The sequence below is a fragment of the Mucilaginibacter sp. genome (genome assembly GCF_965277465.1).
GTDB lineage: Bacteria > Bacteroidota > Bacteroidia > Sphingobacteriales > Sphingobacteriaceae > Mucilaginibacter.
Genome location: NZ_CBDICW010000001.1, coordinates 1,039,789 through 1,059,350 on the forward strand (window position 1 = coordinate 1,039,789; position 19,562 = coordinate 1,059,350).

At 43.1% G+C, this 19,562-nt stretch carries 18 protein-coding genes; 7 read left to right on the forward strand and 11 right to left on the reverse strand.

All coding sequences use genetic code 11. From position 1 onward, the window contains the following. Nucleotides 1-73: 73 nt before the first annotated feature. Complete coding sequence (gene hisS / locus ACQY4U_RS04755; protein WP_428329722.1) at nt 74-1,495, forward strand: histidine--tRNA ligase; 1,422 nt, start codon at nt 74-76, stop codon at nt 1,493-1,495. A 37-nt stretch (nt 1,496-1,532) separates the two neighbouring features. Here the strand turns inward: hisS and ACQY4U_RS04760 are convergent, their stop codons facing one another. The 6 genes from ACQY4U_RS04760 to ACQY4U_RS04785 form a co-directional block, all read right to left on the reverse strand. Beyond that, entirely contained in the window at nt 1,533-2,846 is a 1,314-nt protein-coding gene (locus ACQY4U_RS04760; protein WP_428328244.1) for an amidohydrolase family protein, read from the reverse strand. A 19-nt stretch (nt 2,847-2,865) separates the two neighbouring features. Then, entirely contained in the window at nt 2,866-5,928 is a 3,063-nt protein-coding gene (locus ACQY4U_RS04765; protein WP_428328245.1) for an amidohydrolase family protein, read from the reverse strand. A gap of 255 nt (nt 5,929-6,183) precedes the next feature. Continuing rightward, nucleotides 6,184-6,723, reverse strand: coding sequence for a glucosaminidase domain-containing protein (locus ACQY4U_RS04770; RefSeq protein ID WP_428328246.1), 540 nt, complete (start codon nt 6,721-6,723; stop codon nt 6,184-6,186). Between the two features lie 3 nt (nt 6,724-6,726). Further along, nucleotides 6,727-7,365 (reverse strand): O-methyltransferase, encoded by a 639-nt coding sequence (locus tag ACQY4U_RS04775; RefSeq protein WP_428328247.1) that lies wholly within the window; start codon nt 7,363-7,365, stop codon nt 6,727-6,729. 499 nt (nt 7,366-7,864) lie between these two features. Further along, entirely contained in the window at nt 7,865-8,281 is a 417-nt protein-coding gene (gene ruvX / locus ACQY4U_RS04780; RefSeq protein ID WP_428328248.1) for a Holliday junction resolvase RuvX, read from the reverse strand. 124 nt (nt 8,282-8,405) lie between these two features. Beyond that, entirely contained in the window at nt 8,406-8,771 is a 366-nt protein-coding gene (locus ACQY4U_RS04785; protein WP_428328249.1) for a DoxX family protein, read from the reverse strand. A 105-nt stretch (nt 8,772-8,876) separates the two neighbouring features. Here ACQY4U_RS04785 and ACQY4U_RS04790 point away from each other — a divergent pair, with 105 nt between their 5' ends. Beyond that, nucleotides 8,877-9,263, forward strand: coding sequence for a winged helix-turn-helix transcriptional regulator (locus ACQY4U_RS04790; RefSeq protein WP_428328250.1), 387 nt, complete (start codon nt 8,877-8,879; stop codon nt 9,261-9,263). Between the two features lie 81 nt (nt 9,264-9,344). Here the strand turns inward: ACQY4U_RS04790 and ACQY4U_RS04795 are convergent, their stop codons facing one another. Both ACQY4U_RS04795 and ACQY4U_RS04800 read right to left on the reverse strand, forming a co-directional pair. Next, complete coding sequence (locus ACQY4U_RS04795; protein WP_428328251.1) at nt 9,345-11,855, reverse strand: TonB-dependent receptor; 2,511 nt, start codon at nt 11,853-11,855, stop codon at nt 9,345-9,347. Between the two features lie 146 nt (nt 11,856-12,001). Beyond that, the gene (locus tag ACQY4U_RS04800) at nt 12,002-12,337 is read right to left on the reverse strand and encodes a hypothetical protein (protein WP_428328252.1); all 336 of its coding nucleotides are present in this window, start codon (nt 12,335-12,337) and stop codon (nt 12,002-12,004) included. Nucleotides 12,338-12,543: 206 nt separating this feature from the next. On the opposite strand from ACQY4U_RS04800, the gene ACQY4U_RS04805 reads away from it, so the two are divergent. Genes ACQY4U_RS04805 through ACQY4U_RS04815 form a run of 3 tightly spaced genes read left to right on the forward strand, consistent with a single transcriptional unit; the run spans nt 12,544 to nt 14,439 of the window. Continuing rightward, complete coding sequence (locus tag ACQY4U_RS04805) at nt 12,544-12,903, forward strand: hypothetical protein (protein ID WP_428328253.1); 360 nt, start codon at nt 12,544-12,546, stop codon at nt 12,901-12,903. Between the two features lie 27 nt (nt 12,904-12,930). Beyond that, complete coding sequence (locus ACQY4U_RS04810) at nt 12,931-13,644, forward strand: peptidylprolyl isomerase (RefSeq protein ID WP_428328254.1); 714 nt, start codon at nt 12,931-12,933, stop codon at nt 13,642-13,644. Between the two features lie 27 nt (nt 13,645-13,671). Next, complete coding sequence (locus ACQY4U_RS04815) at nt 13,672-14,439, forward strand: exodeoxyribonuclease III (RefSeq protein ID WP_428328255.1); 768 nt, start codon at nt 13,672-13,674, stop codon at nt 14,437-14,439. A gap of 89 nt (nt 14,440-14,528) precedes the next feature. On the opposite strand, the gene efp is transcribed toward ACQY4U_RS04815, so the two are convergent. Beyond that, on the reverse strand, nt 14,529-15,092 hold the full coding sequence (gene efp / locus ACQY4U_RS04820) for an elongation factor P (protein WP_428328256.1): 564 nt from the start codon (nt 15,090-15,092) through the stop codon (nt 14,529-14,531). Nucleotides 15,093-15,374: 282 nt separating this feature from the next. Between efp and ACQY4U_RS04825 the strand changes: the two genes are divergently transcribed. After that, entirely contained in the window at nt 15,375-16,631 is a 1,257-nt protein-coding gene (locus ACQY4U_RS04825; RefSeq protein WP_428328257.1) for a pyridoxal phosphate-dependent aminotransferase, read from the forward strand. A 57-nt stretch (nt 16,632-16,688) separates the two neighbouring features. On the opposite strand, the gene ACQY4U_RS04830 is transcribed toward ACQY4U_RS04825, so the two are convergent. Further along, entirely contained in the window at nt 16,689-17,261 is a 573-nt protein-coding gene (locus ACQY4U_RS04830; protein ID WP_428328258.1) for a DUF2272 domain-containing protein, read from the reverse strand. 190 nt (nt 17,262-17,451) lie between these two features. Between ACQY4U_RS04830 and ACQY4U_RS04835 the strand changes: the two genes are divergently transcribed. Further along, nucleotides 17,452-18,270: a DJ-1/PfpI family protein gene (locus ACQY4U_RS04835; protein ID WP_428328259.1), complete on the forward strand. Its 819-nt coding sequence runs from the start codon at nt 17,452-17,454 to the stop codon at nt 18,268-18,270. 27 nt (nt 18,271-18,297) lie between these two features. On the opposite strand, the gene ACQY4U_RS04840 is transcribed toward ACQY4U_RS04835, so the two are convergent. After that, nucleotides 18,298-19,542, reverse strand: a complete 1,245-nt coding sequence (locus ACQY4U_RS04840; RefSeq protein WP_428328260.1) for a peroxiredoxin family protein — start codon at nt 19,540-19,542, stop codon at nt 18,298-18,300. Nucleotides 19,543-19,562 lie beyond the last annotated feature (20 nt).

A 19,562-nucleotide genomic window follows, 5' to 3' on the forward strand; every position in this document is an offset into this window, starting at 1 on the left:
ATTAGCTATTGCGCTTTCGCCAGAAAATCCATTAGGCATGGCGCTAACAATTTACTTTATTACCTTTGCGGCTATGGCATCCATCAAACCATCCGTACCAAAGGGCACCCGCGATTTTTCACCTACCGAAATGGTGAAACGTAATTTTATTTTCGATACCATTAAAAGCGTTTTCCGCAAATACGGTTATCAGCAAATAGAAACACCGAGCATGGAAAACCTGACCACCCTAACCGGGAAATACGGTGATGAAGGTGATAAGCTGATATTTAAAGTATTGAACAGCGGCGATTTTTGGGATGCCGCCCAAGCTAAAAAACTAAAGGATGAAACCTTTGAATATAATACCAAAAGGCTTACACCAATTATTTCTGAAAAAGCCCTTCGTTACGATCTGACCGTTCCCTTTGCCCGTTACGTGGTGATGCACCAAAACGAGATCACCTTTCCATTTAAACGTTTCCAGGTGCAGCCTGTTTGGCGTGCAGACAGGCCGCAAAAAGGCCGCTACCGCGAATTTTACCAATGCGATGCTGATGTGGTTGGCTCTGATTCTTTACTGAACGAGGCCGAGTTTGTATTGATTTATGATGAGGCTTTAACCAAACTGGGGCTAAAGGATTTCACGATAAAAATCAATAATAGAAAAATACTATCTGGAATAGCCGAGATTATAGATAAATCTGATAATATAATTGACCTTACTGTAGCCATTGATAAACTCGACAAAATTGGCCTTGATGGTGTTATAAAAGAGTTGATGGAAAGGGGCTTTACTGCTGCTGACATTGAAAAAATAAAGCCTGTTATTTTATTACAAGGCTCAAATACCGAAAAATTAGCAAGCCTGCGCAATGCCCTTGAAAGTTCAGCAATAGGTTTAAAAGGCTGTGAGGAAATTGAAACAGTATTAAATTATATTGAAAACTGCCCGCTGCAAACGGGTATACTTGAGCTTGATATTACCCTTGCCCGCGGCTTAAACTATTATACCGGTGCAATATTTGAAGTTAAAACCAATGAGGTGGCTATGGGCAGCATTGGCGGAGGTGGCCGTTATGACGACCTTACAGGTATGTTTGGATTAAAGGGCCTCACAGGGGTAGGGATCTCATTCGGGGCCGACAGGATCTATGATGTAATGGATGAGCTTAATCTTTTCCCGGCGGCAGCCAATCAATCCACCCAATTACTGATCTGTTGTTTTGATAAGGATGGCGAAACATTTTCGCTGCCCGTATTGCAAAATCTGCGGAAGCAAAATATCAATGTGGAGCTGTATCCCGCAGGTGCAAAACTTAAAAAGCAGTTAGATTATGCCAACAATAAAAACATACCCTTCACCATTATTATCGGTAGTGATGAAATTGAAAGCGGTTTATTAACGCTGAAAAATATGCAAACCGGTGTGCAAGAAAAATGTACGGCCAGCGAGATCATCGGGATATTGAACAAATATAGCATTTGCTATCTCATAAAAAAAAGCGACAGGTAATACCCGTCGCTTTTTTGTTTTGTGCTGATGCCGAAAATTACAGGTTAGCTTTTACACCGTATTTATCGGCAAATTTACGGTACAGTTGTTTATGTAAGTTATCAAGGTTAATGTTGCGGCCCTGTATAAATGCAGTTTGCACATCAATGCTGATCATATCCAAAGCATCGCCTTTTGATATAAATAAGGTTGCGTCCTTGCCAGCTTCTAAAGTCCCGACAGTTTTATCAATCCCTAATATTTTTGCATTGTTAAGGGTTATCATGGAGATGGCTTGTTCTTTGGTTAAGCCGTAGCCCACTGCTTCGCCGGCCTCAAAGGGCAGGTTACGCTGGCGCCAAAAGCCTATGCCTGTAAGTCCGTATACTACGCCCGCATCCTGTAGCATTTTTGGTAGTTTGTAAGGCAGGTAAACATCATCCTCGTCTTTATCCGGCAGCCTTTGTGTTTCGCGTAGTATTACGGGTACGTTGTTTTCTTTCAGCACCTCGGTAACTAAGTATGATTCATTGCCACCAACAATAACTTCCTGTATGCCGAATTTTTTAGCAAAATCAACAGCCTGTACTATCTCTTTAGCGCCTTCGGCGTTTACAAATAGTTTTTTGCTGCCGTTAAACAGGCCTTTCATTGCCTCAAAACGTATATTGGTAACCGCTGGCTTAGCTATCTCTGCGTATGCTTTAGCCTGGGTAAATAAATTTATAATGGCATCAATAGCTTTTTGTGCCCTTTCGGCTGGTGATTCCTGCGGAACGCCCGGGGTTGGGGCTCTTCTGCGGCCATTAGCACGGGCAACTGGCCAGGTCATGTGGATGGCCATATCCATTTTATAGGCGGCATCTTCCCAATTCCAGGCATCAAGCATTACTACTGACGATTGTCCTGCAATAATTCCTCCGGTTGGCGTTGGCTGCGCCATCAGGATGCCATTTGAACGTACGGTTGGGATAACCTTAGAGTCCGTATTAAACGCAACTATCGAGCGGGCATCCGGGTTTAGTTCGCCAGTTTCTTCATCGTCAACAGTACCTCTTGCGCCTTCTTCAATTTCAATCAGGCCAAGGGTAGTTACCGGGCAAATAAAGCCGGGGTAAATTTGCTTGCCTGTTGCGTCAATAACATCGGCCCCTGCGTTTGCAGGGGCTGCGCCCGTGCCAATGGCTGTTATTTTACCTTTATCAAAAGCGATGTAACCATTATTAATTACCTGCCCATTACCAATGTGAATAGTGCCACCGCTGATAACTATAGGTTTTGATTGTGCTTTGGCTGGCGAAATATTTGCCTGGCCATAAGTGAGGATGGTGCTTAGCAATAATCCTCCAAAAATTAAAAATATCTTGTTCATATTGTTGATCAGTTAAGGATTATTGATGATTAGCTGTTTGTGAGGTTTTGGTTTGCGTTGCTGTATTACCATCGCCAACTACAAATTCGTCATCCTCGCCAGATTCTTCGTCCATGCGCGGCCGACGGCCTTGTGGCCTTTGGGTAACAGCTCCCTTATTTTTAGCAGCAATCATTTTTTGAATAAGCCTTGCTTCATCAGCCTTCATTGCTTTTTGGTTGGCCGCATCCTTATCAATATCCCAGTATGGAATACCATCTACATAAGTTTTTTCGGCAACGGCGTAAATTGATAACGGGTCGGCAGACCAAAGCACTAAATCGGCATCTTTACCCACTTTAATACTGCCTACTCGTTTATCAACATGCAGCATTTTTGCAGGGTTAAGGGTAACTAATTTTAAGGCGTCTTCTTCGCTCATGTGGCCATAAGCAACTGCTTTACCGGCTTCCTGGTTAAGGCGGCGTGCCATTTCTTCATCGTCGGAGTTAAAGGCAACGTTCACACCCACATCATGCATCAGCATACCATTGTATGGGATAGCTTCCGAAACTTCGCTTTTGTAGGCCCACCAATCAGAAAAGGTTGAGCCTGCAATACCGTGTGCCTTCATTTTATCAGCCACTTTGTAACCTTCTAAAATGTGGGTGAACGTATTGATCTTAAAGCCCATTGAATCGGCCACGTGTATCAGCATATTGATCTCTGATTGTACGTAGGAGTGGCAGGTGATAAACCTTTTATTATCCAATATCTCTACAATGGCATCCAGCTCCAGGTCGCGGCGCACGTTGTTGCCTTTTACGGCGCGAGCTGCTTTATATTCTTTGGCGCGGGTAAACTCATCAATATAAACCTGCTCAACACCCATGCGCGTTTGCGGGTAGCGTGCTGCACCGTTTGATGGGCCGTTGTTGCTGCCCTTTACGTTTTCGCCCAATGCAAATTTGATGAACCCGTCTGATCCTTCAAACTTCATTTCGTCAGGCAGTACACCCCAGCGGTGTTTAATTAGTTGGGTTTGCCCGCCAATAGGGTTTGCAGAACCATGCAGAATATGTGAGGTAGTAACCCCACCAGCCAACTGGCGGTACAGGTTAATATCTTCGGAGTTTAAAATATCGGCTATCCTAACCTCGGCACTAACGGCCTGTGTACCTTCGTTAATACTGCCCGAGCCTGCAATGTGCGAGTGCTCGTCAACAATCCCCGGTGACAGGTGCTTGCCCGTTGCATCAATAACTTTAGCACCGGCGGCGGCAAGGCCCTTGCCCACTGCTTTTATTTTGCCGTTCTCTATCAGTACATCGGCATTTTGTAAAATACCGTCCTTTTCGTTGGTCCAAACGGTAGCGTTCTTAAACAATACAGTTTCGGCCTTTGGATGCTCGGCATTGCCATAAGCAGTAAAAGGATAAATAACCGGGCCATAAGTTAAGGCCGGCTTAGGCTGCTCGCGTTTGGCTGGCTGTGCTGCTGCCGCACTGGCATAGGTAGCCGTCCATTTTATCTCGGTACCATCAGACAATATCCCGCTTCCGCGGATGGTAAGGGGCGATACTTTAGTGATATACCCGTTTAAACGGATGTTGCCGCTCGGCTTGTTTTTAAGGTCGAAATAAATACTCACCATATCACCTGTGCGGGTAATGGTTCCTTTGGCGCGTGCACTGTCGGCATCGTTGCGTTCAATATTTACCTCGTATGCGCCGGGTGTGCCACCTATTTTAAGGGATACATTGGCTAAGGCATCACTGGTAAAATTATAGTTTCCGCGCAGATCCGTTACGTCCATACGGCTCACAACAAACTGGTGCCCTTCAACCCAGTTCTCATAAATAACATTGTCTTTTTTAAAGATGTTATCTGAAGTGATGATAAAGTTGGCCATTTTACCTTTATCAAGCGTACCTACTTTATCGGAAACGCCCAGCATTTCGGCAGGGATAACGGTTAATGAATTTAATGCCTGCTTTTCGCTCAGACCATTATCAATAGCGGTGCGCAGGTTGGTCCAGAAATCACCGGCCTTTTGCAGGCCGAATGAGGTGATGGCAAATTTAATACCTGCTTTTTCCATTACTGCTGGGTTGGTTGGTGCCAGTTCCCAATCTTTCATTTGCTCGTAAGTTACGTTGCGGGCATCCAACGGATCCTCCACATCAAAAGCCTCGGGGAAGGTAAGCGGGATAATAAAGCTGCCGCCGGTTGCCTTTATGGCATCAATGCGGCGGTACTCCTGCCCATCGGTTTTAAAAATATATTGTTTGCCAAACTCTTTACCAATTTTGTTGGCGCGCAGTACGCTTAGCGGATCGCCGGTTTCAAATATTTGCGGGATGCCCTGTATCCTGTTAAACTCATCTAACGAGATGTTGTATTCTTCCTTTTGATTTTTGTACCACTGCGCATCATAATAAGTTTGGCGCAGTAAGGCGATGCTCCCCATTAATGATGATGGATAATTTGTTGCCGCAGTGCCTTTGCTAAAAGAGTAGTTAGCCGCAGCTTCGCTGTTCAGCATTACTTCGTTATCGCGCTCATCACCTAAGGTAACTACTGCCGATGTTCCACGAGCAATACCATCGCGGATCAGGGTTTGCACTGCTCCGAAACCGTTTTTCTTCAAATCTTCGGCCTTTGAGGCATCAGCATGAAAAACCGCCTTTGCATTCATTTCAGGCTTAATAGCTTCGTTCCAGTTATAGGCACCTGGTTTGGTAGAGGTATAAACCGCCATGCGGCCAAATCCGCCACCCGGAAATGATTGCCTTGCAGCCTCGGGGATACCATAAGTAGTATAGGCATCAATTAATGCAGGGTAAATATATTTCCCTTTTAAATCTACGGTTACATAGCCTTTCGGGATCTTAACATCGGCGCCTACGGCTTCTATCTGGCGGTCTTTAATTAGTAATGTGCCGTTTGTTATAGTTTGATCGGAACTAATAACAATGTTGGCATTGGTGAATGCGTACTGCCCCGGACGAACATCCCAGGGTCCATTGACCGGGAAAGTTTCCTGCGCGCGGCTTAGCCGGGCAGTGAGCAGCACGAAACAAAAAAGTAAAAGTTTTTTCATTTGTTATGGTTTGAGTATTAAAAAAACGGCCATCCCGGTTTTTTCAGAATGGCATTTTAGAGCTGAAAAATAGTTTTTACTAATATAAAAAACATTCAGCTATACGGCAGCCCCGCTAAGGTTCATCATAGATTTGTTACACAGGTGGATAGGATAAGAACAGGTGGCGGGTTTGTGTGCGAAAGCCTGTAAAAAGTTTACGGCACAAAAAAAGCGGCAAGTTAAATGCCGCTTTAAATATTAAAGTTAAAATACTTAGTTATTTTGAGCTATCTCGTCCTCATCCTGGCTGGCGGCAGGATTTTCATCAAAGTTATATAGCTGATATTTTTTAATCAACCCAAGCACCTGTGCCGACCATTTATGGCTGCTGGCATAACCGCGTTTTTGTATGCCATGTGCCCAGCCTGCATAATCAAAATGGCTGAAAGCTTCGGTTAGTCCGCTAAACTCGCGACGCTCCGTCATGATTCGGGCAAAATCCTGGAAAGAATCAAATACCGACTGGTAGCGTTTGTATGATGAGTGTACCTTCTTTTTATGGTGATAATAAACCGCGCCTGAGCCCCCTTTAACACCAAACTGGTTGTTTAAATTTTGTGCCAGCTGGCTGTTTCCACAACCCGACTCATGCATGGCAACACCTAAAACTATACTTGCGGGTACACCGGTTTCGTGCATTATGCGGATGGCGTCGTCCTTAAACTGATCTATATAAGATTGTGGGGTATTTTTTTGTGCCGATACCATTAGGGCAGGTGTCAGCATTGTAACAAACAATAAGAGTTTCTTCATAATTTACTTTTTTCGGATGATCATCAAGCCGTCGCGGACAGGAAGGATCAGTTTTTCAACCCTCGTGTCAACAGCTATACTGTCATTTAGTTTGCGGATAAGTTGTGTATCGGCATCTTTTTCTTCGCCAAACACTTTCCCTTTCCACAAAACATTATCAATTATTATTAATCCTCCGGACCTTACTTTGTCCAATACGAGTTCAAAGTAAGTATAATTATTCTTTTTATCCGCATCGATAAACACTATATCGAAGTCGTTATACGGCAAAGTGCCTATTATTTGTTCTGCTTGCCCAAAATGAAGCTTTATTTTTTTGCTAACATTTGTTGATTCAAAATGTGAAGAAAGCATTTCTTCCAGTTCGCGGTTAACTTCAATGGTGTGGATAGTTCCATCTTCGGTTAAGCCTTCGGCAAGGCAAATAGTGGCGTATCCGGTAAATGTGCCTATCTCTAAAATGAGTTTCGGCTGCATCATTTTGCTTATAAAACTAAGCACCCTACCCTGGTAATGGCCCGAAAGCATGTGTGGCTTTAGCACCTTTAAATAGGTTTCCCTGTTGATGGATTTTAGCAATTCCGGCTCCGGTTCGCAATGCTCATCAAGGTACTCCTGCAGGTTATGGGGGAGGATTTCCATGCGGCAAAGATACACTGTTGGTTTTAATGATTATGGAATTTGGCTATTTTTTTGACTAAGATTTTATTTAACTAATTGATTTGTAGGGATATATTTAAAGGATTTGCTCAAAATTAAAGCTTTGTGCGATTCCTTCCTGGGGAAAGGAGGGGTCGTGTTTATAGTGAATATAATTTATGGTAGATGAGGGGCACCGTTCCGCTCATAGCCGCGGGGGCTTAGTCACTTTCCCTTAGATGGAATTAACCAAAGATCAAGTCAGAAAAAAGCTTCCCGGCTGCAGGCCATACTCCCAGGCCCGCTTTTCTGACAGGCCTTTACCCGTTTTGGATTTTATTAAACAAAGCTTTTCAAGTCCTCTCCTTTGGAGAGGATTAGGTGAGGCTTTTTCAAGCGCGGCCTTGTGCTATTCCTTACACGGGAAAGGAGTAGGTAGGGGTTTATCCATCAATCTTTTAAAGTCCTCTCCAAAGGAGAGGATTTAGGTGAGGCCTTTAAATCATCTGAAATCACCCATTGACATCCACGATTGCAGCAGGATCACTGCCGAAATGGTATCAACCAATTCTTTATTCTGACGGTGTTTTTTGTTCATGCCGCTTTGGGCTATAACAGCGGATGCCATTTTTGATGTGAAACGTTCATCCAGCATTTGGACAGGTATTTCGGGAAAGGTTTTTTTAAGCAGGTTCACAAATCCTTTAACATGAATGGCTGATTGTGATGGCGTATTATCCATTTGCTTGGGTTCGCCTACAATAAAACGTTCTACCTGCTCGGTTTGCAGGTATTTTTTAAGGTATTCCAGGATTTGGTTCGGGTGTATGGTATCCAACCCTGTTGCAATGATCTGCATTGGGTCGGTAACAGCAATACCTATGCGTTTGGTGCCATAATCAAAAGCCATTACCCTCATAACTGGCAGTTTTGAAGTGAGCAGAAGGAAGAAATAAAATTCATACGGCAAAGATAACCGTTAATGAGGAGATTATGATGCCGCTAACCCGGGTGCTAATACTCCCGGGTTAACAACTTCTTTGTTATATAGCTTTTTTGAGTTTATGGTAGGTATAGTACGATACGGCTAACAAAACCAAAAATATGAGCGGCATTATCCGTACAGAAACAGGATCGCCGGAGGCGGAGTGTGCGATAAAGGCCGAGATAAATACAATGGTAAAACCAGCATAACCCCATTCCTTGATCTGTGATTTTAATGGTGTTAACAATAGTACCACACCTGCCAGTTTCATAAAGGCAAGTTCCTGCCTGAAATAATCAGGATAACCTAAATGCTGAAATGCCTGTGCCATTGCGGGCTGCGTTAAATAGGCATAGGCAGAATAGGTCATCATTATTCCAACTATGGCTGTAGTAACCCAGTAAGTGATTTTAATAGCTTTCATATTTCTTCTTTTCTTGATACAAATATAATTACCTTTACTATCAAAAGAATAGTACTATCCCAAAGGATAGTGGTATCTTTTAGGATAGTACGCTACATTTACACAATGGAATCACATTTTGGGAACGATAAAACACATACACCGGAGGCTTGCAAGGCAAGTGTATCAGCAGTAAGGGACGCGCTGTATGTGTTAAACGGTAAGTGGAAACTGCCATTAATTGTATCCTTATCAAACGGTGGCATGCGGTTTAATGATATTCAGCGTTCGCTGGATGGTATTACCCCAAAGATATTATCAAAAGAATTACGCGAACTGGAACTGAACGAATTTGTTACCCGCAAGGTATTTGCTACCACACCGGTTACTATCGTTTATGAATTAACACCCTATAGCCGGTCGTTAGATAGTGTGGTAAATGAATTAAGGAACTGGGGGATGCAGCATCGCGAGCGTATAGTGAACAGCATGCGCAAGCAATCAGCCGCTTAAGTTTAGGTTAGCCAAGTCGATATAAAACAAAAAGTCCTGCCGGTTAAAGCAGGACTTTTTTTATTCGTTTTTATATACAAATTATGATTTGACGTGTTGCGACAGATCAAAAGGCACAACCACTTTAAAGCTTACATTGCGGCCCATATTAAATATACCGGGCTGTACACCTGCCGGTATAGTTGGATTATCAAAATATTTAAGTCTGCTCATGTTTGATTGATAGTTAACATTGGCAAGGTTGGTTCCTTCTATAAATAGCTTAATAACCGTTTTACCGGCCTTGTTTACCAGGTTGCCACCTAAGCCTGCACTTAACAGGTTATAACCCGCAGTATAGGTTTCTGTGCCATAGGCCGAGAAGAAACGGTTTTGCGCACCAAAATGATCAAACCCGATAAAACCATAAACACTTTTTAATGAGCCGAACCCTTTGTTAAAGTTTGCACGCAATTCGGAGTGGGTATGCAACGGAGGGATGAAGGGTAAGTGTTTCAGGCTGTCAGCAACCGGGCCGCCGTTACCTAAGTTGGTGCCGTAGGTAAGTGTTGCCTCGTTTTCAAAGTGCAGCCATGATATTGGGTGAATATCAATCCCTAATTCACCGCCGCTGATGCGGGCCTTGCTTTGGGTATAAGTAAACAATTCATACGATGGATAGGTCGGGTTGTGAGCCGGAGAACCATCGGTGTTTAAAACTTCCTGCTGGTATATATAGTTCTGGATGTTATTGTTAAATACATCAAAACTGAAGGATACATTAGGCAGGGTTAAAAAGGCGCCTAAATCTTCCTGTACGCTAAACTCGGGTTTAAAGCTGCTGTTACCTACGTGGTAGATCTGCGAGCCAGGGTCAGGGCCATTAGCTGATAGTTCGGCAATACTTGGCGCCCTGAAACCACGTGCAATATTCGCTTTCAGTAAAAACTTATCGCTAAAGTTATAGGTACCGCCAAAGCTTCCTGAAAAGCCCGAAAATGTTTTATTTAAAGCGGTAAACTGCGAGTAAACATTGGGTGCGCTGCCCGGGTTTGAGCCTGTATATAAGGATGGGAACGCAGCATTGGTGGTATCGATATAAGCAGCCTGCCCGTGGAACGAACGCACATCATACCTGGCACCGCCCGATAGATCTAACTTACCGAAGGTTTTTTTGACTACAAAGAACGGCCCGGCATCAAACTGGTGATAAGCAGGGATAGGGAAATCTGTTGCATCGCCAATGGTGTTGTTCTGGTACTGGCCGTTAACCCCAAACGTGGTTTCGTAATCTTTACCTAAGTTAAAGTTGTACTTAACATCGTAAGTATAGGTAGATAGGTGCAGGTTTAAACCGGCAGTTTCAGGTTGGGTTGGATGGGTGTATTCGCGGCGGTGGCTGTATTGGTAACCTAAGTTAACAATCAGGTTGCCGCTGCCTAAATTAAAGCTGCTGTTATCGTATATACGATAAAGCTGTACGTGCTGGTGCAGATCAGGAATACCGTATGAGTTTAACTCGGAGTTGGGCACTATGGTTCTGAACGCATCATTCTCACTGATCTGTTTGGTGAAGCGGCGGGTTGCCGAATCACGGCTGCCATCAGGAATAGCTTGCAGATCGTCAAATATAGAGGCATTTAAATACGAGTATCCCCATGATTTATTTAAACCAACCATTGCCCTTGCATCCTTTTCGTGAAAATTGGTTGCATAAACACGGCCGTCGTGCTCGTTCTGATAATCCTTTGCTTCTTTGGCCGATAGGATAGTTCCCCATACCAGCCCGTTATTGTTACCCTGCAAACGGAACGATCCATTTAGCAAACCATTGTTGGTGCCATAGTTGCCCGTTACCGAACCTGAAATAGTACCCTGAGGAACCGGCGGCGGCGATATAAGGTTAATAACCCCACCAATAGCATCCGACCCATAAGTTAAACTTGCAGGGCCTTTTATGATCTCAATCCGGTCGATTGAGTTTTGGTCAATTTCAATACCATGCTCATCGCCCCATTGCTGGCCTTCCTGGCGAATGCCATCCTGTAAGGTAACAACGCGGTTGTAGCCTAAGCCATGTATAAAGGGTTTAGAAATGTTTGGTCCGGTAGTTACAGCGCTTATACCGGGCAGGTTGGCAATTTCATCAATCACATTGCCTGATGCCGAACGCTGGTCAATATAAGTTTTGCTTACGGCAGTCATCGGTACCGGGTCCCTTTTTATTTCGGTGGCTTTACTAACCCCGGTAATAACCACCTCGCCGGATTCAATGGCCGACGACTGTAGCTGGATATTAAGCACATTGGTTTTAGTCAGTTCAACCCGCTGGTTAAAGGTGGCATAACCTAAATAACTAACCTGAACCAGGTAAATACCTTTGGGCAAATTAGCGATGCTGAAATGTCCGTTTACATCGGTTATTGAACCGCTATGTATATCAGGAATATTTACCGATGCACCAATAATTGGTTTGCCATCGGCTTTGTCTGTAACTGTTCCGGTTAAACTGCCCGCTTCTACAGGTGGTTTTAATTTGCCTTTTGCACGCGTGACAGCAGCTGTAAATAAAAATAAGCTGAGTATAAATAGTGTTTTTATGTTGAGTTTCATGGTGGCTTTAATAGCTGTAATTTTCAATTTGAGAGCAATGGCTCTATAAAACCATACCCCTTTGACAATTTTTTACTGCATAAATTACTTTTACAGTAAATTATCTTTTCAGTACTAACGCATAAAAGTGCTTTAAACTCTTATGGTTACACAAAATAAAATGGAACAGGTGGGGCGCGCCCGCTGGCAAGTACAAGCTGGATGCTTGTAAATTTATATTCAAAGGTTCTGAAAACGTGATTGGCAACTACTGTTGCCGTAAAATAAACATTACTGGCGGCAACCATTGCTGTATGGTGCATGGCATCGCAAAGGGCACATTTTTCAGAAACAGTTTGGTGCGATGAGTTTTGAGTTATGCGGATAACCTTACCCGTGCTGGCAGTAATATTATGCTGGTGGGCATATACCATGTATTGGCCCGCTACAAAGCAGATCAATAATATCCACGAAGAGATAATTTGATATGTACTCCTTTTCAAATCAGTTACTGCCTTTTTGCAACAATGATGCAAAGGTAATTAATTAACGGCTACAAATTGGGGAGCCGCGTAACAATATTGTTAGCTTTTAGGGTTGATGCAAGGTGCTATTATAAAAAACAGAAATGCTTATCAGTCAAAATCTTACCTGTTTATGGTATTAATGGGGCAATGAACTAATAAAGCAATGAACTATATTTGCCCTTATGAAACCTGCTGAAGTAAATTTAAAATGGAACATATTACAGCAGCGCATTGCTGATGAGTTTGATAACGAAAAACCGGATATAAAGGTGATGCTGTTTTTAATTGGTGTGCAGGAACTTGGCCAGGGGCCACGTAAGTTCAGCAAGCGCCAAAAGGAAGAGCTGATGCATATTGCCAACTGCAAGTTGTTTAGCATGATGGGGTTTTATGAGCTGGAAGGGCTTGACCAGGATGGCTGGCCGCATTGGAAACGGGTTGGCGTAATCCCTAACTATACCATACTTGAACAGGAAATGGTACTCAAATCATTAATAATTGATTATTTTGAGGAACTGGGAATGATTGACAGTGCCGAATAATTAAATAGCCTTAAACTGTATATAAATATGAAAAGACTTTTTACCACTTTACTTATTGTATTTGTTATTGCAACAGCCTTTGCTAAAGGGCCTAAAAATCAATATGTGCGCATCCGTACCAGTTATGGCGATTGCATTATCCGCTTGTATAACGAAACACCCAAGCACCGTGATAATTTTATCAAGCTGACTAAAAAGGGCTTTTATAATGGCACCATGTTTCACCGGGTTATCCAGAATTTTATGATCCAGGGTGGCGATCCGGATTCAAAGGATCCAAAAAAAACAGCTCCTGGTGCTGAATTAGGTAATGGCGATGTAGGTTACACTGTTCCGGCAGAATTCAGGGATAGTCTTTTTCATAAACGCGGTGTACTTGCCGCTGCGCGGGATGATAACCCTGCAAAGGCATCAAGCGGTTGCCAGTTTTATATTGTAGAGGGTAAACGGTTTACAGATGGTAAAATGGATACGCTGGAAAACACGCGTTTGAAAGGGCACAAAATCCCCGCTTGGGAAAGGGAGTATTATAAATCTGTTGGAGGTGCACCGCACCTTGATCAGAACTACACCGTGTATGGTGAAGTGGTAAGCGGTATTGATATGGTTGACCGGATTGCCGCCGTTAAAAAAGACAAGAACGACCGCCCCTTGAGCGATGTACCCATGACGGTTGAATTGCTAAGCAAAAAGGAGTGTAAACAGTTGGATAAGATCCTGTTTCCAAAAGTAAATAATTAATAATCCCCACACTCCGACATACAACAAATGAAGATCATAACTTATAACGTTAACGGTATCCGCTCTGCAATTAGTAAAAACTGGCTGGCATGGCTGCAGGCTACTGATGCCGATGTGGTTTGCTTACAGGAAATTAAGGCCAGCCCTGACGTGGTATCAGAATTAAATCTGATTGAAGATCTGGGTTATGAGCATTACTGGTTTCCGGCAGAGAAAAAGGGATACAGCGGTACTGCCATATTCACCAAGCAAACGCCTAAGCATGTAGAGTATGGCTGTGGTATCAGCGATTTTGACCGCGAGGGCCGTAATATCCGGGTTGATTTTGATGAGGTTTCGGTAATGAGCGCTTATTTCCCATCGGGCTCAAGCGGCGATGACAGGCAGGCCTTTAAATATCGTTTTTTAGATGAGTTTGGTCTTTATTTAGAACTGCTGCAATCGCAATGCCCAAAGCTGGTGGTATCCGGCGATTATAACATCTGCCATAAACCTATTGATATTCATAACCCAAAATCAAACGCCAACTCATCAGGCTTTTTGCCCGAAGAGCGCGAATGGATGGATAAGTTTATAGGTTCGGGTTATATCGATACCTTCCGGCACCTGAACAAAGAACCACATAACTATTCGTGGTGGAGTTTCCGAGCCAATGCACGCGCGAAGAACCTGGGCTGGCGAATTGATTATAACATGGCAACTGCCACGCTCGAGCAAAATATTAAACGGGCCGCAATCCTCCCCGAAGCAAGGCATTCAGACCATTGCCCGGTATTGCTGGAGCTGGCGTTTTAGGGATTATTTATGCATGCGAACTAAGAAACAAAAAAGCCCTCGTTTCCGAAGGCTTTTTAAGGATATATTAATCTTTTACAGGGCAAACATTAAGCTTTTACACGCTCAACATAGCTGCCAGTAGCGGTATCAACTTTTACCTTATCGCCTATATTGATAAACAGGGGCACTTTTATTTCGGCACCGGTTTCAACGGTAGCATTTTTCATTGCACCGGTTGAAGTATCGCCCTTTACGGCAGGTTCGGTGTAGGTGATCTCTAACTCGGCAGAGCCGGGTATAGAACCCATAATAGGTTCTTCGCTTTCAAAGGCCACAATAACATTCATGCCTTCTTTTAAAAATTTCACAGCGGCACCAAATAATGTTTTTGGGATATTATGCTGATCGAAAGTAGTATTATCCATCACCACCAACGAGCCACTATCTTCATAAAGATATTGGTAGTTGTTAGTTTCAACGCGGGCAATGCTCACATCCTCGTCTGTACGGAAACGGTACTCAACCAACTTTCCCGATTTTACGTTACGCATACGTGCCTGGTAAAATGCGCGTAAGTTACCTGGTGTACGGTGCAAAAATTCTTCAACCTGTAACAACTCGCCATTGAAACGAATAATGTTACCACTTTTTATTTCGGATGCTTTTGACATAACAAATTATTGAGGCGCAAAATTAGGTACTTGCCTGCAAAGAAACAAGCGTTCAAAAAAGGTAAATGCCTGTATAGAGCAGGGTTTATCAGCTATTAAACAGTCAAGCATACCGCCAAATTAGAGAGCTGAAAAACAGAAGTTAAAATTAAGGTAGTAGAATTACCGTGTTTTTATGCAACTCAAAAGCGCGGCAAAACCTTTCTCCTTTTGCCTTTCTGCTTTCGGCTCAAAAAAGTACATTTGCACAACAAAATTTGCACATCAAATCGTACTTCTGTTATGAGCGTTTCTTCATTAGCCCAAAATCTGCACGGCTCCGAAATTATTAAAATTGCTGGCGAGATCAACGAATTAAAAAGACAAGGACAAAATATTGCCAATTTAACCATCGGCGATTTCGACTCTAATATTTATCCTATCCCTGCCGAACTGAAACAAGGCATTATTGATGCTTATAATGATAATCAAACCAATTATCCGCCTGCGGATGGGATGCTGAACCTGCGCGAAAGTATATCCGCATTTATCAAAGAAAGGTTTGATCTGGAATATGCGCCTAATCAGATCCTGATCTCGGGTGGTTCAAGACCATTGATCTATTCTATCTATTTAGCAGTTGTTGATCCGGGAGACAAGGTTGTTTTCCCTGCACCATCATGGAACAATAATCACTATTGCGATCTGTTAAAGGCCGAAGCGGTGATTATACCAACGCGCCCCGAAAATAATTTTATGCCTACGGCAGATGAGCTTGCGCCGCATTTAAAAGGTGCTGCTTTATTAGCTTTATGTTCGCCGCTTAACCCTACAGGTACCATGTTCACTAAAAAGGACCTGGAAGAGATTTGTGATTTAGTGATTGCTGAAAACAAAACCCGTAAAGCAGGCGAAAAACCGCTTTACCTTTTATACGATCAGATCTATTCGCAATTAACATTTGGCCATCATGAGCATTTTAACCCGGTTAGCCTGCGCCCCGAGTTAAAGGATGTAACCATTTTTGTTGATGGTGCCTCAAAATGTTTTGCAGCTACCGGCGTACGTGTAGGCTGGGGCTTTGGCCCAACCGCTGTAGTGAGCCACATGAAAGCTATAGTTGGCCACATGGGGGCATGGTCGCCAAAGGCAGAGCAGGTTGCTATGGCAAAATATTTAAAGCAAGATAATTTTGTAAACAGCTACCTTACTACTTTAAAAGGCAATATTCAAAATAGCTTAAATACCCTTTACCAGGGCTTTCAGCAATTAAAAACCGAAGGGTTTAGTGTAGATGCCATTGAACCGATGGGTGCTATTTACCTTACTATTAAAATAGATTATACCGGCAAAACCACACCTGATGGAACCGTGCTGAAAACATCGGCAGATATAAACTTTTATTTAATTAAAGAAGCAAAGGTTGCCTTTGTTCCGTTCTCGGCCTTTGGTACAGGCGATGATATTAACTGGTTCAGGGCATCGGTTGGTGCAAGCACGCTGGAAGATATGCAGCAGCTTACCCCACGCATCAAAGCAGCATTGGCTAAACTTAAATAATCATAATAACAATATTCAAAGCCCTGCCGGTATTAAAAACTGGCGGGGCTTTTTGATTTACTTAGAATCTTTTATCAGGCTGATAAACGGTGAGTCTACACGTGGCAGGATCTTTCCGTCGGCACTTAAAGCTATTCTTTTTGTGCGGATGGAGTTTGACTCGTTACCGCCCACGGTTATCAAATAAGGGCCCTGTGCATCGGCTCCTTTCTTAACCACAATGGCCGAGTGCGAAAGATATTCGCTGTGCGCGCTGGCATAAGCATAATTGTATTTATTACCATTGCGGTTGTTTTGCAGTATATCACCTAATTCGGGCACTACTTCATTAAAATCATAAGCCTGAAATACACCAATACCGGCTTTCCTGTTTTTTATGGCGAAGAAAACAAATTCAGAATGGGCATCACTAAAATGAAATTCGGCCCGGGTAGCGCCAGTTGTTTTAATGCACCAGGAAACAAACACTGCCGACCATGCCGTTTGAACACCCGGGAAGGGAAAGCCCAGGTCGTCCCAGTAAACTTTGATCTGGGCCGAGAGTACCGGGTCAGTTTCTACATGATCTTTATAGGTTAGGTATTGGCTGTTTGCAAGCTTTACAAGTGCCTGTACGTAAGGAGTTTCCATTGTTTTAAAGGTTTAGTTTATTAAAATTAGTTAAATATGCGGCTATTGCTCAGGGTAAAAACACGGTATTTTATTGGGTAATTCACCCTGCTTCAATTAGTTCTGTAATTTTAGATGGTTATTTCGCTGTAACAATCAGTGCTGATTATCGTCTGTACTATTAATATATTTACACTATAAACCAACCCCCATGAAAAAGATCTGCCTGCTTTTATTGCTGATAGTGGCTTGTTCGGGTATTTTAGCGGCAGAGCCATCGGTACAAACGGATTCAATAGTTTATGTATGCGGACCCTGCGGCGGCAGTTGTGATAATTTACAGTTTGATAAACCGGGGATCTGCCCGCATTGCAATATGCAGCTGATCAAAATGACTCTGAGCGATTTTAAAAAGCAAATTGCGTTAAAGCCCGTAAAGGTTTGTTTTTACTTACAGGATGGTGTTGAGGTGCTCGACTTTGCCGGGCCGATGGAAGTATTTTCTGCCGCGGGATTTAAAGTATTTACGGTATCAAAAACAAAAGAAAAGATCCGGTCGCAAGGGTTGGTATCCCTTATTGCTGATTATAGCATAGCCGATGCGCCTGCTTGCGATGTATTGGTTGTTTTTGGCGGCCCAACTGAACCAACAAATAATGATCCGGCTGTAATTGCATGGATCCAATCACACAAAACCAATACGCAATATTATTTATCGGTATGTACAGGCGCGTTTATTTTAGGCAAGGCGGGTCTTTTGGATAACCTGACAGCAACTACCTACCATAAACAGATTGATAACCTGCAAAAGGCCTATCCAAAAACAAGGGTTTTAGCCAATACCCGTTTTGTTGATAATGGTAATGTGATCACTACCGCAGGCATTTCTGCCGGGATGGATGGCGCATTGCACCTGGTTGAAAAGCTGCGCGGCAGGCCTTATGCAAAAGGCGTTGCTGAAGCTATAGAATACGATAAATGGGTACCCGATAACGGGTTAATAGTAAAAGCGGGCGACAAAGCGCCGTAGCCAATGATCGCTCCGCTTTATGATTTCTTATTTTTCAGCTAACAGGTTGTCTGTAAGTTTATCAAATTCTTCAATAAATTCGGTATAGTGTTCGCCTGTGCCGGGGCCGCTAAAGCCGGTATGAATTTTACGCACATCGCCTTTTTTATCAATAACAATTGTGGTAGGGAAACCTTTAAAATCAGCCAGCATTGGCAGGCTTTTTTGCGGCTGACCGCTTGCTGGTGTAAAGCCGGTTATTAACAAAGGGTAAGGTACATTAAAATGATCTTTTAACTGCTGAACTGTTTTTTGTGATTTTGCAAAATCAGTAGTGCGCTCATAAGCAAGGCCAATTACTTCAACACCTTTGGTATGGTATTTTTTGTAATAGTTGTTGATCATAAATGCGGTTTCGTCCATACAGTTTGGGCACCATGAGCCTAATATCTGTACAATAACCACTTTGTTTTTATACTGCGGGTCGCTTAAAGAAACATTGTTCCCATTCAGATCCTTAAACGTGAAATCTATTTTCTTATATCCCGGTTTTAACGCGGTAAGCGAGTAAGCATCCGGTAGTTTAGCATTTTCGTTTTTAACGGCGGTCCACTTTTCAAAGCCTGATAAACCGCTGTTAAGTGTACCATCGCTTAGAGTTTTGTCATTGTTTATGGTCGCCTTAAATAAAAAGGCATGGCAGCCATCAAAGCAGGACAGATATAATTTATTGCCCGATACTGTTCCTTCTAAATAGCGGTAATCGCCGGTAGTGCTTAAAAATGTGCCGGTTACTTTATTGCCTGCCTGTTTAAACTCACCAACTAATTCATCGCGGCCTTCAGTGCCTTCGCCAAAAACAGCGGCCCATCGGCCGGTTACATTAGCAACAGGTGTTTCCGGGTCTTTTATAAAACGGTAAGCGGTATTAGCAGTAGCAGTAAATGGCATGGCCGAATCATGATCGCCAAGATGCCTGATCCAGTTCCCGGTTAAAGTTTCACCATCAAGCTTAAGCCTGAATTCCGAATCAAATAGTGGCATCTTCACAAAAACAGAATCGCCCTGGGTTTTTACATCGGGTACCTTATAATGTTCGGCCCCGTTAATAATAGCAAGTTCCTGGCCGGCGGCAACATCCTTTACCTCAAAATTAAAGGGCAGCTCGCTGCCTGTTGTTGATTTTAACAAGCCACGCCAAACACCTGTTTTAAGTTTTGTTTGTGCCGATGCCGTACCCAAAAGGGCAAAAAGCAATAAAGTTGATAGGATTAGTCGTATTTTAACTGGCATAGCCAAACCTATTAAAATTT

What these genes read in the sequence shown, in the direction of transcription:
- hisS (WP_428329722.1), top strand. Translation starts at nt 74, where the DNA reads ATGGCATCCATCAAACCATCCGTACCAAAGGGCACCCGCGATTTTTCA.
- ACQY4U_RS04760 (WP_428328244.1), bottom strand. Translation starts at nt 2,846, where the DNA reads ATGAACAAGATATTTTTAATTTTTGGAGGATTATTGCTAAGCACCATC.
- ACQY4U_RS04765 (WP_428328245.1), bottom strand. Translation starts at nt 5,928, where the DNA reads ATGAAAAAACTTTTACTTTTTTGTTTCGTGCTGCTCACTGCCCGGCTA.
- ACQY4U_RS04770 (WP_428328246.1), bottom strand. Translation starts at nt 6,723, where the DNA reads ATGAAGAAACTCTTATTGTTTGTTACAATGCTGACACCTGCCCTAATG.
- ACQY4U_RS04775 (WP_428328247.1), bottom strand. Translation starts at nt 7,365, where the DNA reads ATGGAAATCCTCCCCCATAACCTGCAGGAGTACCTTGATGAGCATTGC.
- ruvX (WP_428328248.1), bottom strand. Translation starts at nt 8,281, where the DNA reads ATGAGGGTAATGGCTTTTGATTATGGCACCAAACGCATAGGTATTGCT.
- ACQY4U_RS04785 (WP_428328249.1), bottom strand. Translation starts at nt 8,771, where the DNA reads ATGAAAGCTATTAAAATCACTTACTGGGTTACTACAGCCATAGTTGGA.
- ACQY4U_RS04790 (WP_428328250.1), top strand. Translation starts at nt 8,877, where the DNA reads ATGGAATCACATTTTGGGAACGATAAAACACATACACCGGAGGCTTGC.
- ACQY4U_RS04795 (WP_428328251.1), bottom strand. Translation starts at nt 11,855, where the DNA reads ATGAAACTCAACATAAAAACACTATTTATACTCAGCTTATTTTTATTT.
- ACQY4U_RS04805 (WP_428328253.1), top strand. Translation starts at nt 12,544, where the DNA reads ATGAAACCTGCTGAAGTAAATTTAAAATGGAACATATTACAGCAGCGC.
- ACQY4U_RS04810 (WP_428328254.1), top strand. Translation starts at nt 12,931, where the DNA reads ATGAAAAGACTTTTTACCACTTTACTTATTGTATTTGTTATTGCAACA.
- ACQY4U_RS04815 (WP_428328255.1), top strand. Translation starts at nt 13,672, where the DNA reads ATGAAGATCATAACTTATAACGTTAACGGTATCCGCTCTGCAATTAGT.
- efp (WP_428328256.1), bottom strand. Translation starts at nt 15,092, where the DNA reads ATGTCAAAAGCATCCGAAATAAAAAGTGGTAACATTATTCGTTTCAAT.
- ACQY4U_RS04825 (WP_428328257.1), top strand. Translation starts at nt 15,375, where the DNA reads ATGAGCGTTTCTTCATTAGCCCAAAATCTGCACGGCTCCGAAATTATT.
- ACQY4U_RS04830 (WP_428328258.1), bottom strand. Translation starts at nt 17,261, where the DNA reads ATGGAAACTCCTTACGTACAGGCACTTGTAAAGCTTGCAAACAGCCAA.
- ACQY4U_RS04835 (WP_428328259.1), top strand. Translation starts at nt 17,452, where the DNA reads ATGAAAAAGATCTGCCTGCTTTTATTGCTGATAGTGGCTTGTTCGGGT.
- ACQY4U_RS04840 (WP_428328260.1), bottom strand. Translation starts at nt 19,542, where the DNA reads ATGCCAGTTAAAATACGACTAATCCTATCAACTTTATTGCTTTTTGCC.